11 protein-coding genes are annotated in these 13,507 nt (G+C 54.5%); 4 read left to right on the forward strand and 7 right to left on the reverse strand.

All coding sequences use genetic code 11. The features are described from left to right. Nucleotides 1–159 precede the first annotated feature (159 nt). Together ydgU and TU92_RS14750 are read left to right on the forward strand one after the other, a co-directional pair. Complete coding sequence (ydgU, locus tag TU92_RS22665; RefSeq protein WP_455567028.1) at nucleotides 160–240, forward strand: small membrane protein YdgU; 81 nt, start codon at nucleotides 160–162, stop codon at nucleotides 238–240. Nucleotides 241–387: 147 nt separating this feature from the next. Next, nucleotides 388–1,269 carry a trypsin-like serine peptidase gene (locus tag TU92_RS14750; protein ID WP_112167978.1) on the forward strand — a complete coding sequence of 294 codons (882 nt, stop codon included), beginning with the start codon at nucleotides 388–390 and terminating at the stop codon, nucleotides 1,267–1,269. Between the two features lie 61 nt (nucleotides 1,270–1,330). On the opposite strand, the gene hrpA is transcribed toward TU92_RS14750, so the two are convergent. Next, nucleotides 1,331–5,218, reverse strand: a complete 3,888-nt coding sequence (gene hrpA / locus TU92_RS14755; protein ID WP_112167979.1) for an ATP-dependent RNA helicase HrpA — start codon at nucleotides 5,216–5,218, stop codon at nucleotides 1,331–1,333. 304 nt (nucleotides 5,219–5,522) lie between these two features. Here hrpA and TU92_RS14760 point away from each other — a divergent pair, with 304 nt between their 5' ends. After that, a complete protein-coding gene (locus TU92_RS14760; protein ID WP_056770427.1) occupies nucleotides 5,523–6,140 on the forward strand; it encodes an FMN-dependent NADH-azoreductase in 618 nt (205 codons plus the stop codon). Between the two features lie 131 nt (nucleotides 6,141–6,271). Here the strand turns inward: TU92_RS14760 and TU92_RS14765 are convergent, their stop codons facing one another. Genes TU92_RS14765 through TU92_RS14775 form a run of 3 tightly spaced genes read right to left on the reverse strand, consistent with a single transcriptional unit; the run spans nucleotide 6,272 to nucleotide 9,539 of the window. Then, nucleotides 6,272–6,610, reverse strand: coding sequence for a YdbL family probable chaperone protein (locus tag TU92_RS14765; protein ID WP_112167980.1), 339 nt, complete (start codon nucleotides 6,608–6,610; stop codon nucleotides 6,272–6,274). A gap of 8 nt (nucleotides 6,611–6,618) precedes the next feature. Continuing rightward, nucleotides 6,619–6,813, reverse strand: a complete 195-nt coding sequence (locus TU92_RS14770) for a YnbE family lipoprotein (protein ID WP_112167981.1) — start codon at nucleotides 6,811–6,813, stop codon at nucleotides 6,619–6,621. Further along, a complete protein-coding gene (locus TU92_RS14775) occupies nucleotides 6,810–9,539 on the reverse strand; it encodes a YdbH family protein (protein WP_112167982.1) in 2,730 nt (909 codons plus the stop codon). The genes TU92_RS14770 and TU92_RS14775 overlap by 4 nt, the downstream gene beginning before the upstream one ends. Nucleotides 9,540–9,780: 241 nt before the next feature. Here TU92_RS14775 and TU92_RS14780 point away from each other — a divergent pair, with 241 nt between their 5' ends. Further along, nucleotides 9,781–10,773 (forward strand): 2-hydroxyacid dehydrogenase, encoded by a 993-nt coding sequence (locus TU92_RS14780; protein ID WP_112167983.1) that lies wholly within the window; start codon nucleotides 9,781–9,783, stop codon nucleotides 10,771–10,773. 56 nt (nucleotides 10,774–10,829) lie between these two features. On the opposite strand, the gene TU92_RS14785 is transcribed toward TU92_RS14780, so the two are convergent. Genes TU92_RS14785 through TU92_RS14795 form a run of 3 tightly spaced genes read right to left on the reverse strand, consistent with a single transcriptional unit; the run spans nucleotide 10,830 to nucleotide 13,504 of the window. Continuing rightward, complete coding sequence (locus tag TU92_RS14785) at nucleotides 10,830–11,759, reverse strand: metallophosphoesterase (RefSeq protein ID WP_112167984.1); 930 nt, start codon at nucleotides 11,757–11,759, stop codon at nucleotides 10,830–10,832. A gap of 21 nt (nucleotides 11,760–11,780) precedes the next feature. Continuing rightward, a complete protein-coding gene (locus TU92_RS14790; protein WP_112168039.1) occupies nucleotides 11,781–12,572 on the reverse strand; it encodes a carbohydrate ABC transporter permease in 792 nt (263 codons plus the stop codon). Nucleotides 12,573–12,592: 20 nt separating this feature from the next. Beyond that, nucleotides 12,593–13,504 carry a carbohydrate ABC transporter permease gene (locus tag TU92_RS14795; RefSeq protein WP_112167985.1) on the reverse strand — a complete coding sequence of 304 codons (912 nt, stop codon included), beginning with the start codon at nucleotides 13,502–13,504 and terminating at the stop codon, nucleotides 12,593–12,595. Nucleotides 13,505–13,507 lie beyond the last annotated feature (3 nt).

Raw genomic sequence — 13,507 nt, forward strand, 5'->3', positions numbered from 1 at the left:
AAGAAAGCTGCTCCGGCTGCAAAAGCCACCCCGGCAGCATAAGACGTACTAAGAAGTCTTTGTGAGCGTATCCACTCACCATTATCAAGACTGATGATTTAACACCCGGTTCGCCGGGTGTTTTTTTCTCCGGTTTCTATCTTGAGGTACTGATGGAAGATGCTGCGCCGCTACCTGTTCGAAATCACCCTGTGCTCTCTGATCCTGTGCGGTCTGATCACCCTGTTCTTCTACTTCTGAAGTTTTGAAGCCCGCTGAGATAACGCTCGTTATCTGCTAAAAAGATTGAGTTTTCAGACAAATATATCCATCTCCAAAGATAACCGTCTATAATCGTTCCATAATAACGGGTTTACGGGTTCTCCCTGTTTTCAAGGTCAGAATGTTATGCGCATCGCATTACCTTTGTTTTTGTGCTTTTTCTGTTTTACCGCCAGTTCCCTCGCCCATGCTGATTCCCCGGATGATGCAGACGACGACGCACCTTCCATCTCTGTAAAAGAAAAAACCGCCCTGTTTTTTGGTCACGATCAGCGCCAGCCTGTTTTGAACTCATCACACTGGCCGTGGCAGGCTATCGGGCAAATTGAAACTGCCAGTGGTAATTTATGTACCGCTACCCTGATTTCCAAACATCTGGCCTTAACCGCCGGCCACTGCGTTCTCGCGCCGCCGGGAAATATCGATAAAGTCGTCGCCCTGCGTTTTATTTCTCATAATCAGAAGTGGCGTTATCAAATTACTGCGCTGCAAACGCTGGTTGACCCTGCATTAGGCAAGAAGCTGAAAGCCGATGGTGAGGGGTGGATTGTGCCGCCAAAAGCTGCATCTTATGACTTTGCGCTGATCCGTCTGACTGACGAAAAACTGGCATTACCGATTAAGCCGCTGCCTTTGTGGGAAGGATCGCATGACGATCTCACCGCCGTTCTTAAAAAGGAAGGCCGGAAAGTAACCCAGGCGGGATACCCGGAAGATCATCTGGATGATTTGTATGTGCATCAGGATTGTCTGATCACCGGCTGGGCGCAACCGGGGGTGTTATCACACCGTTGTGACACGCTGCCGGGCGACAGTGGTTCCCCGTTACTGCTTAAAAATGCGGACGGCTGGTCTCTGGTGGCGATTCAAAGTTCAGCCCCCGCGGCACAGGACAGATATCTGGCCGACAACCGCGCGCTGGCCGTTCCTGCGATTCGCGATGCGCTGAGTACACTCTCTTCCGGCGCGATCGTTGCGAGCACACCGGCAACGCCTGCGATTCAGTAAACCTCAGGGTTCACCACATCCCAGATATAAAAAAACCGCCTCAGGCGTTTTTTATGCGTCTCTACACCAGCTGTTCCATGGTCTGCGAAATCCTTTTATCCGAAATCGGATACGGCGTCCCCAGTTGCTGGGCAAAATAGCTTACGCGTAGCTCTTCGATCATCCAGCGCACTTCCTTCACGTCTTCACTTTGCTGACGTACCGGCGGCAGTTTATTCAGCCACTGCTGCCACTGTTTCTGGATGCTTTCTACTTTCAACATCTGCGCGCGGTCACGGTGCGGATCCATCGCCAGTTTATCCATCCGGCGCTCGATAGCGTGGAGATATCGCAATGTATCAGGCAGACGTTTCCAGCCGTTTTGCGTAACAAAACCACGGTAAATCAGACCTGACATCTGCGATTTAATATCAGAAAGCGCCAGCGCCATGGTGATATCAATCCGCCCTTTCAGCCGTTTATTGATGTTGAAAACTGTGGTCAGGATCTGCTCGACCTGAATGGCGATTTGCACCACGGCGTCGTTGAGATTAGCGCGCACATGCTCGTGCAGTTTTGCGAAATCTTCTTCACGCCAGACTAAGCCACCGGATTCAGCGATGAGTTTATCGATACCGCATGAGATACAGTCGTCAATCAAATCAAGCACTTTGCCGTACGGGTTAAAGTACAAACCGAGCTTGGCTTTGTTGGGCAGTTTGTCGTGCAGATATTTAATCGGCGAGGGAATATTCAGCAGCAGTAAACGTCGCATCCCGCCCCACATGGCCTGTTGCTGCTCAAGTTCACTGTCAAACAAGCGGATGGCGATACTGTCTTTTTCATCGACAATTGCCGGATAGGCCTTCACTTCATAGCCACCGCGCTTTTGTTCGTAGCGCTCAGGTAACGTACCAAAACTCCAGACGTGCAGGTCACGCTGCTCGATGCCGTCATCCGCGACGGCGGAAAGCGTCTGCTGCACCTGCTCTTTCAGGCCGGATTTTAGCGCCGTCAGGTCTTTGCCTTCACGCAGCGTTTTGTTTTTGTCATCAACAATGCGGAATGTCATTTTAAGATGATCGGGTACCTGATCCAGTTGCCAGTCTTCACGTGACAACGTCACGCCGCTCATCTTACGCAATTCTTTTTCCATCGCATCCAGCAATGGCATTTCGAACGGTTTGATGCGCCCCATCAGCGCATCCGCGTAGTTTGGCGCGGGAACAAAGTTACGGCGTAACGGCTTAGGCAGTGATTTAATCAGCGCCATGATCAGCTCGCGGCGAATACCGGGGATCTGCCAGTCAAACCCTTCTTCGCTCACCTGATTAAGCAGCGGCAGCGGGATATGCACGGTTACGCCGTCGGCGTCGGTGCCCGGCTCAAACTGGTATGTGACGCGCAGTTTGATGTTGCCCTGATGCCAGAAGTTGGGGTAATCATGCGCGCTGATGTTGCCCGCACCCTCTTTGATCAGCATACTTTTTTCGAAGTTCAGGCTGTCCTGCGGCTGCGTTTTCCACCAGGTATCGAAGTGGCGACCCGAAACGACGTCCGAGCCGACGCGCTGTTCGTAGAACAGGAACAGCGTTTCTTCGTCCACCAGAATATCGCGTCGGCGGGATTTGTGTTCCAGCTCCTCGACTTCACTGCGTAAACGCAGGTTGGCGCGAAAGAATGCGTGACGCGTTTGCCAGTCACCTTCCACCAGTGCATGACGGATAAACAGCTCGCGCGACACGACCGGATCGATGGTGCCATAGTTAACGCTGCGCGCCGCGACAATCGGCAGGCCGTACAGCGTGACTTTTTCGGTCGCCATCACCGCGCCCTGCGCTTTTTCCCAGTGCGGTTCGCTGTAACTGCTTTTCGCCAGATGCTGCGCCAGCGGTTCGATCCATTCCGGTTCGATACGCGCGGCGATACGCCCCCACAGGCGGCTGGTTTCCACCAGTTCGGCGACCATCACCCATTTTGGCGGTTTCTTAAATAAACCGGAGCCAGGGAACACCGCGAAGCGGGCATTACGGGCGCCGGTATATTCCTGTTTATCCGCGTCTTTCTGGCCAATGTGCGACAGCAAACCGGTCAGCAGCGCGCAGTGAACACTACGATAATCCGCCGGTTCACTGTTGATCCGCAGGCCGAGTTCTTTCACTACCTGACGCAGCTGGGTGTAGATATCCTGCCATTCGCGCACGCGCAGATAGTTAAGGAAATCGCTGCGGCAGAGCTTGCGAAATTGCGCCGAGCTCAGTTCTTTTTGCTGTTCTTTCAGGTAGTTCCACAAATTCACGAACGCCTGGAAGTCAGAGTCTTTATCGGCAAAGCGGCGATGTTTCTCATCGGACGCCTGCTGTTTGTCCATCGGACGCTCGCGCGGATCCTGAATCGACAACGCCGACGTAATGATCATGACTTCGCGTACGCAGCCGTTTTTCTGCGCTTCCAGCACCATACGTGCCAGACGTGGATCCACCGGCAACTGGGCCAGCTGGCGGCCAAGTGGCGTCAGAGAATAGCGGCCATCCACGGCGTTATTGATAGCGTTCAGCTCTTCGAGCAGACGTACGCCGTCCTGAATATTGCGTTTATCTGGCGCTTCGACGAACGGGAACGCGGCGATATCGCCCAGCCCCAGTGACGTCATCTGTAAAATGACAGACGCCAGATTCGTGCGCAGAATTTCCGGATCGGTAAATTCAGGGCGCGAAAGGAAATCCATCTCTGAATAAAGACGGATACAGATCCCTTCAGAAACACGGCCGCAACGGCCTTTACGCTGGTTGGCGGAAGCCTGAGATACCGGCTCGATCGGCAGGCGCTGCACTTTGGTGCGGAAGCTGTACCGGCTGATGCGGGCGGTGCCGGGATCGATGACGTATTTGATGCCCGGCACCGTCAGTGAGGTTTCTGCCACGTTAGTCGCCAGCACGATACGGCGGCCAGAATGCGACTGGAACACACGGTTCTGCTCGCTGTTCGACAATCGGGCATACAGCGGCAGGATCTCCGTGTGCGGCAATGCCAGACGGTTCAGCGCATCGGCGGTATCACGGATTTCGCGCTCACCGCTCATGAAAATCAGGATATCGCCCATACTTTCGCGGCCAAGTTCATCCACCGCGTCAAAAATCGCCTGTAGCTGGTCACGGTCTGTGTCATCGGCGTCATCAACAATCGGGCGATAACGCACGTCGACCGGATAAGTGCGGCCCGATACTTCAATGATCGGCGCGTTGTTGAAATGGCGCGAGAAGCGCTGCGGATCGATGGTCGCCGACGTAATGATGACTTTCAGATCCGGGCGTTTTGGCAACAGCTGGCGCAGATAACCGAGGATAAAGTCGATGTTCAGGCTACGTTCATGCGCTTCATCGATAATCAGCGTGTCGTACTGCATCAGCATGCGGTCCTGCTGAATTTCAGCCAGCAGAATACCGTCGGTCATCAGCTTAACCAGCGTATTCTCGCTGACCTGATCGTTAAAGCGGACCTTATAGCCAACGGTGTTACCCATTGTGGTATCGAGCTCATCGGCAATACGGTTGGCAACGGTACGCGCTGCCAGACGACGCGGCTGCGTATGGCCGATCACGCCTTTGATACCGCGCCCTAATTCCATACAGATTTTTGGGATCTGAGTGGTTTTACCCGAGCCGGTTTCACCCGCGACGATCACGACCTGATGGTCACGGATGGCGTTGAAGATGTCTACTTTCTTTTGACTGACCGGCAGATTTTCCGGATAGCTGATTTTTGGTCGTGACGCTTCACGTGAGCTGACTTTTTTACGGCTTTCGTCGATTGCAGCCTGAATTTCTGCGCTGAGCGCATCAGTCGCCTGAGGATTAGCGTTGTCATTAAAGGTCTTTTTGGCACCCTGCAAACGACGTTGCAGACGTTGCCGGTCACGTAGCATCAGCCCGTCTAACTGCGCTGATAATGCCGCGAGCGGTGATTTCACGTTCGATATTCCTTGTTGCAAGTCAGACGACCCGCTGTCGATAAAGTGGGGGACGGCTGAATTTGAAATGATTTGAGGCGGGTTAACGCGTGCCTGTTTGCAGATATGTTATCACAAGCTGTTGAGGATGAAGAAAACTCGAATTTTTTAGCCTTTTTTATCTTGTTCAAAAAAATCGATGAAGGGTCTCTAAATATTGCGCTATCACTGCATAAGCTTTGTGAATAAAGTAAGTTCCATTCCGGGGGCGGACTGGTTATAACCTTCCGCATCCCTATGTATCACACAGTTAAGGAACTCTCTCATGAGCAAAGTACTCGTCCTGAAATCAAGCATTCTGGCTAACTTCTCTCAGTCTAACCAACTGGCTGATTACCTTGTCGCCCAGTATCAGGCTGCTAACAGCGGTTCTACCGTAACTGTTCGTGACCTGGCTGCTGACCCGATCCCGGTACTTGACGGTGAACTGGTTGGCGCGCTGCGTCCTTCCGATGCTCCGCTGTCACCACGTCAGGAAGAAGCGCTGGCGTTGTCCAACACCCTGATCGACGAACTGCAGGCGCATGACGTGATCGTTATCGCGGCACCAATGTACAACTTCAACATCCCGACTCAGCTGAAAACCTACTTTGACCTGGTGGCCCGTGCTGGCGTGACGTTCAAATACACCGAGAAAGGCCCTGAAGGTCTGGTGAAAGGCAAACGCGTAATCGTGCTGACCAGCCGTGGTGGTATCCATAAAGACACCCCAAGCGATCTGGTTGCGCCATACCTGTCTCTGTTCCTGGGCTTCCTGGGCATGAGCGACGTTGAATTCGTTTACGCAGAAGGCATCGCGTACGGTCCTGAAGTGGCGACCAAAGCACAGACTGATGCGAAAGCGGCTATCGACGCGGCAATCAAAGAACTGGCTGCTGCCTGATTTTCACAATCAGCGCGCGGTCTACTCTCTTTAAAATCTGTGTCTGAAACCCGCTCTGATGTTGTTGTGAAAACCCTCTTGCGCGCTGAAAAGCGCGCTTTTTTTTACCTTTTTTCTGACCAGTCAGCCGATCACTTCTGCAACCACTTTCCGTTAATCCCGCGCACCCATTCGCCCTTTCCGGCTCTGGCGACCAGCTTTTGCCCGGCGAGTTTGGCGACATCGTCGGTGGTGACCTGATTATCCTGCGCGACCTGCTGATACTGCTGTTTGCGTGCATCGTTGATGCGGGTGGCAAACTCGATGCTTTGTGCATCCTGCTTCACCGGCGCCAGATAGCCGGACAGCGTTTCGCCCACCAGCCCCTGCTGTTTCGCTTCGCCGAGCGTCAGCGCGAACGCCTGACCACAAAGCAGCAAGCCGGTGGTCAGTAACGTGAGGCTGATTCGTTTAATAAAGGCTCTGGACATATGCGCTCCTAGAACAGGTCGTTCTGGTTTTTCAGCAGATTCTCGACGTCTTTATCCACTTTGATGTGGATCTCGTGCTCGATTTTGACGTTCATGTTGATGGTGATTGGCTCTTTCGGCGCAGCCAGTTCGATACGCGGCACGCAGCCGCTGAGCATCATGATGCTCAGCGCCAGGCTCGGGCCGATAAGTCGCAATTTCATTGTTCCTTCCTCAAGGTTTTTTCCTCTTTCTGCCCGATCGCAGCGGGGCTTTTCGATAGCGAATTGGCCGGCAAAGCGATCTGCTGCTGCAACCATTCCTGAAGATTGTCGCCAAAGCGCAGGCTGCGCCAAAGCTGATAGATATTTTCCTGATGGCTGTAGTTAAGCACGATCTCGCGCTTTTCTTTGTCGCCACCGCGGCTGTTATCGGTGTAATTCACACCGTCTACTTTCGCCGCCATGGTCAGTTCGCCGAGATTATCCAGGCTCACCTGCGCCTCAGAGCGGCTGATTTCCAGATAGCGCAACAGACCAATCACCAGCCCGTTGGCGAAATTACCGCTCGCCATCGCATCGGCGAATTGCTGGTCGAGGCGCAGCGTGAGGCCGCCGTCGTTCTTGATCCAGCCGTTGTGAATAATCCATTTAGGATTATCGACATACAGCGGCAGTTCGCCGTAGATAAGGCCCGACATCGCCAGTTGCTTGGGTTTCAGTGCGGTAAACAATTCGCTGAGATTGATTTTTTCCAGCTTAAGCACCGCCGCATCATGCTGCGGCATCCGCAACGCCGAAAGACTGAGGTGCCCGCGCAGCGCGTCTACGCCCAGATTGCTCAGCGTCAGCGGCTGCGACTCACTCCAGGGATAATGGCCCTGCAAATCCGCCGTAATATTGTTCATGGTGATGAGATTATTCACTTCGCCAATACGCAGCGTAACCGGTTGTTTGACACCCAGTTGCCAGACAGCGTCTTTCAGGCGGTATGGCAGGCTGAAATCCAGCCCGCTGAGATCGCCATCTTTCAGCCACATGCCGCCATTTTTTACCACCCAGTGACCACCGGCGATAAAGCCCTGACCGCGCGCGGCGGAGAAAGCCGACTGTGCGTAGAAAGACCCTTCACGTAATCTGATGTTGAAATCCGGCGTCAGCAGCGTCTGGAAGGCAGTCAGCTGCTGTTTCGGCCACCAGCCTTCACCGCGTAAGCGCTCGCCGTCCCAGCGGCCTGTAAGGCGGATCGGGCCGATCGGTTTCGCATCCAGCGATCCGCGCATATTGAAATGTGACGGTGTATCGCCGCTAAGCTGTAATGTCAGGGTCGCAGGCGGCAGATAACCACCGTTATCAAAGGCGATTTTTTTGGCAACCAGTTTGATGTCGCCTTTAAATACCGTCGGCAGATCCGGATACTGCTTTTTGAAACGCTCCGGAACCGGTCGCTGCCAGACAAAGGGCTGTTCGAGCGTCAGGCGCGGCGCCTCTACATCGACGATGCCGTAATGCAGGCGGGCGAATCCGGTGGACAGGCTGTTCACGCTTATCACGTTTTCATGCCACTGGCCCTTGCCGGACATATCCCAGCGCCCACTGAGCGGCGGCAGATGGCCGTTGCCCCAGTAGTTGAAATCCCAGCGTCCGGCGTCCGGCCAGAAGGCCTGCGCTTTGCCGTTCAGATGTAAATCAAATTTTCCCCAGTAACTGTGCCGGGCTTTGAGGATCGCCTGCAACGGCCCGCTTACGCCCTGCGCCGACACTTTCACGCCCGCCAGCGGCCAGCGTGCGTCCGTGATGGTGAGACTCGTCATCGGTTTTCCCCATGCACGCAGCAGGGATCCGCTTTTCAGCGCCAGCGTCGGGTTCAGCACCGAGCCGCTGAGCACGCCGGGCAGCGATGCGCTCAGCGACGTCGCCTGCAAATTTGCCTGACCGGTCAGCCGGAAATCCAGATTACTGTCGAGTAGCCCGATGCGCCCCGGCCCCATCGTCAGTACGACGTTAGCTTTGCCATTGTGCCCCTGGGTCAGCACGTTCAGGCGCGCGGTGATATCGGTTTGATCAAAAGTCTTCGTCCAGTCGCTCAGTGTGATATTCACGCCGCCCGCCAGCGGTTGTGCGGCATAGGGCCACCGCCACTGGCCTTGCGCAATCTGCAACGACTGGCCATTCAGCTTCCACGGCAACATTGCAAGCGGCTGTTCGCTGCCCTTTTCGGTCAACGTCAGCACCCCTTGCGTCGCCTGCCAGCTCAGCTGAATATCCAGCGGATTGGGCACCTGCGCAGTTTGCATTTCAGCATGCAGTTCGCCGGATTCAGGCAGACGGTCGAACGTGGCGGGAAGCAACAGTTTGCCACTCAGGGTGATCGGCTGTTCACTGCCCGGCGGCGTGAGGCTGAAAGTGTGAATCGCCAGCGTGCGGTTACCCTCGAGGATGGCATCGAGGGTCAGAGATTCACCGGTAAAGGAAAGATGTTGAACGCCATCGGTGTTATCAAGATGCAATTTACCGGCGTAGCGCTGCCAAGGTGTGACAGAGAAATGGGCGATATTGACGCGACCGGCAGGGATCATTTTCTGAATATCGGCCAGCGAAAGCGCAGCGGATGGATTCTCACCAGACGGCAGTTTGGACAGGCAGGCGGTATCGACGGTCAGCGTATCGAGGTCTAATGCCCAACGCCCGGACGCGTTGCTCAGACGCGCATCTTTCGCGTCAGCCAGCGTGCAGTCACCGGCGACATAACGCAGCCCCGGCAGTTGCAGCGTGCCATTGGACCAGTGCGGGGAACCTTTCAGCACAAGCTGAGTCCCTTCGGGCAGCCAGTGGCCGGCGACGGACGGTAACCAGCGCGGCACAGTTTTCCATAACACCCACATCAGCAGTACCAGAATCACCACTATACTCAGGATCACCTGTACGCTTTTCTTAAGTCCGTTCCGCATGACGTGCCTTGTCTTATTCTTCGCTAAGTGTCTAACTGCCCGCACGATATCATAATTAGCCTAACAACTGATGGTTGAAAAGCCAGTATCCAAAATGCAAATAGCACAGGATAAATTGTCTGCCACCCCGCGCTCTGCTAGTTTGGTGGCATATTGCGAATTGTTTCTGAAACGGTTTATTCCTTAAAAAACATCAGGAAACAGTGTCGCCAGAGATTCAAACTCACTGCGGAGAAACACCATGAAAGTGGCTGTCTACAGTACTAAAAATTACGACCGGAAATATCTGGAACTGGTGAATGAGCATTATGGCTATGAACTGGAGTTCTTTGATTTTCTGCTGACGCCGCAAACGGCGAAAACTGCCATCGGCGCGGATGCGGTATGCATTTTCGTTAATGATGAGGGTTCGCGCGAAGTGTTGCAGGAGCTGGCGGCACTGGGCGTGAAGACGCTGGCACTGCGCTGTGCGGGCTTTAACAACGTTGATCTGGAAGCAGCAAAATCTCTGGGCATTTCCGTGGTGCGCGTACCGGCCTATTCACCGGAAGCCGTCGCCGAGCACGCTGTCGGTATGATGCTGTGCCTGAACCGCCACATTCACCGCGCCTATCAGCGTACCCGCGAAGCCAATTTCTCACTGGAAGGGCTGATCGGATTCAACATGTACCAGCGCACCGCCGGAATTATTGGTACCGGTAAAATTGGCGTGGCCACCATGCGCATCCTGAAAGGCTTTGGTATGCGAATTCTGGCTTACGATCCGTACCCAAGCCCGCTGGCGCTTGAGCTCGGCGCAGAATATGTCGATCTCGACACGCTGTATGCCGAATCTGACGTCATCTCCCTGCACTGCCCGCTGACACCGGAAAACCATCATCTGCTGAATGCGCATTCCTTCGCCAAAATGAAAGACGGCGTGATGATCGTTAACACCAGCCGTGGCGCACTGCTGGATGCCACCGCCGCCATTGATGCGCTGAAAAAGCAAAAAATCGGCGCGCTGGGAATGGACGTGTACGAGAACGAGCGCGATCTGTTCTTCGAAGATAACTCCAACGAAGTGATCCTCGATGACGTCTTCCGCCGTCTGTCTTCCTGTCACAACGTCCTGTTTACCGGCCACCAGGCGTTCCTGACCAGTGACGCGCTGACCAGTATTTCCGAGACCACGCTGATGAATATTGATCAGCTGTCAAAAGGCGTGACTTGCCCGAATATCCTGACGGCGTAAGCCGTTTCATGCAGGTCAAAAGGCTCACTCCGGTGAGCCTTTTTCATGATAAAAATCTAGAGGCTCAGCACCCTGCTGATCTCCGTCCCGTAGCCATTAATCGTCAGCACATCCCCTTCGAGCGTGACCGTCGCAAATGGCAGGCTGTTTTCACCATCGACCATGCCTTTCAGGGTAATAAAGTCGGTGTTCTCCACGCGATCGTAACCCCCGCGATGATCGTGCCCGGCAAAATAGGCGCGAACCTGATAACGGCACAGTAGCTCCACCAGCGTTTCGCAATTCCACAGATTATGGCTGTTGACCGGCGTCAGCGGATAATGGCCAAAGACCAGCACCGTTTCACCCTGCGCTTTCGCCTGTTTCAGATGCTGCTCAATCCACTCCAGTTGCCTGCGCCCTACCGCGCCATTCCACGGCTGCGCCTGCGACTGCTGGCATTCGGTGAGTTCATCAAGCATAAATTCTGCCAGCTGACGGTCGTCGCCGTTGGCGTGATTGCAGTACAGGCTGACGTCGTTGCCGTCGATCACCAGAAAGCGGTAGCCCGGCAGGCTGAATTGATAATAACTTTTCGGCAAACCGAGCGCCGGGGTCTGCGCGGCCAGATGGTGTGAAATCACCTGCGCATCGTGATTGCCGATCAGCACCGCATGAGGATGGCGCAGCGCCTCGTAACTTTCGATGACCGGATCAAAGCTTTGCCAGTCGCGATCCACCAGATCGCCCAGCGTTACCACGAAATCGAGTTTTACATCATTAAGCTCGGTGATAGCGGTGGCCAGCTTATTCAGGCTGTTGCGGTAGTGGCGATCTTTCTCAGCATCGACGTCCGCATACTGCGGATCGGCAATCAGACCGAACCGCAACCGATGGCCGGAGATCATCTCATTAAAGACTTCCGGCGGCTGGTAAAATACGCTCACTTTCCCCAGCGCCTCTTGCTGCTCTGCTGATAAAACCGGGGAAGACGGAATTACGGTCATAACGTGCTCCTGTCGGGCGGATTAACGAATGCCTGCCCGCATAAAGGATTGAACAAACTGACGCTGGAACACCAAAAATAACAGCAACAGCGGCATGACGGTCATCAGGGTTGCCGCGCTTATCAGCGCCCACTGTACGCCCTGTTCTGGCGCAGAAAACAGCTGAAGCCCGACCGTAATTGGCCGCACTTTAACCGAATCTGTGATGACCAGCGGCCAGAGGAAATCGTTCCAGTGGAAGCTTATCGACACCAGCGCAAACGCCACGTAAATCGGCTTCGCCAGCGGAATGTAGATTTTTCGCAAAATATAGAAACGACTGGCCCCCTCGACGATCGCGGCTTCTTCCAGCACCAGCGGAATACTTTTGAACGTCTGGCGCAGCATAAATATGGCAAACGCCGAGGCGAAATACGGCAACGCGATCCCGAGCAGGCTGTCGCGCAAGCCGAGCGCACCGATGGTTTTGTAGTTATTGAGGATCAGCACGTCGGGACTAATCATCAGCTGTAACAAAATCAGTGCGAAAATAACGCCGCCGCCTTTCATTTTGAAACGCACCAACGCGTACGCCGCCAGCGTGGCCAGCACCATCTGGCAGACAACGATCATCAGCACCAGCAATGTCGTGTTAAGGAAATACCGGGCGAACGGTGCGGCGTGCCAGGCGTTGATGAAGTTTTGCGTCGTCAGCGGCGCCAGCAGCGAAAAACTGCCCTGCTCAGAGGCGGGATGAATTGCCACCCAGATAGCCACCAGAATGGGTAAAAACCACAGCAACGCCGCCAGCCAGGTGATCAGGTTCAGGCACATTTTAGAAAAATTGGTCTGCTTCACTGATAGTGCGCCCTTTTATCCATCAGATTGAATTTAATCAGCGCGATCGACGCCAGAATCACCAGCAACACAACGGTCATCGCCGAGGCATACGGCAAATCCCAGTAACTGAAGGCGGTGCGGTAGATGTAAAACAGCAGCAGGCTGGTGCTGTTGTTCGGCCCGCCGTTGGTCATGGCGATCACCTGATCGACAATACGAAACGCGTTCATCGAGGCGTTGATCAAAATAAACAGCGTGGTCGGCATCAGCAGCGGCCACTGTACGCGGCGAAAGAAAAAGCGGCGTGATGCCCCTTCGATTTCGGCGGCTTCGCTAAGGCGCGGATCGATTTGCTGGAGCGCGGCAAGATAAAAAATCATGAAAAACCCGGCTTCGCGCCACACCGATACCGCCATCAGGCTGTAAAGCGCGGTATCCGGCTGCCCCAGCCAGTTAACGGCGGGCAGCGAAAACAGCGCCAGCAGTTTGTTCAGCAAGCCCAGCTGCGGTGTGTAGAAAAACAGCCACAGATTGGCGATCGCCACCATCGGCAACAATGAAGGAATAAAAAATGCCGCGCGGGTGATGGCGTTGCCGCGCAGACGGCGGTTAACCGCCAGCGCCATCAGCAGTGCCAACATGACCGACAGCGGAATGGTGATTGCGGCGTACAACAGGTTATTGCGCAGCGAGAGCAAAAACGTGTCGTCATCGAGTAATGCGCGGTAGTTATCCAGCCCGACAAACTGCGCCGGATGTCCGTTGCGCGCGGCGCTGAATACGCTTTCCCAAATCGTCGCCAGCGCCGGGTAATGGGTGAACAGCAGCAGAAAGCAGAGCGCCGGTAGCAACAACAGATAACCATACAGCTGCAAAGACAACCCGCGTGTGCGGGGTGCCGGTGCGACAGAGTGCAACGTGCTCATGTC

Origin of the sequence: Rahnella inusitata (genome assembly GCF_003263515.1) — a bacterium.
Lineage (GTDB): Bacteria > Pseudomonadota > Gammaproteobacteria > Enterobacterales > Enterobacteriaceae > Rahnella > Rahnella inusitata.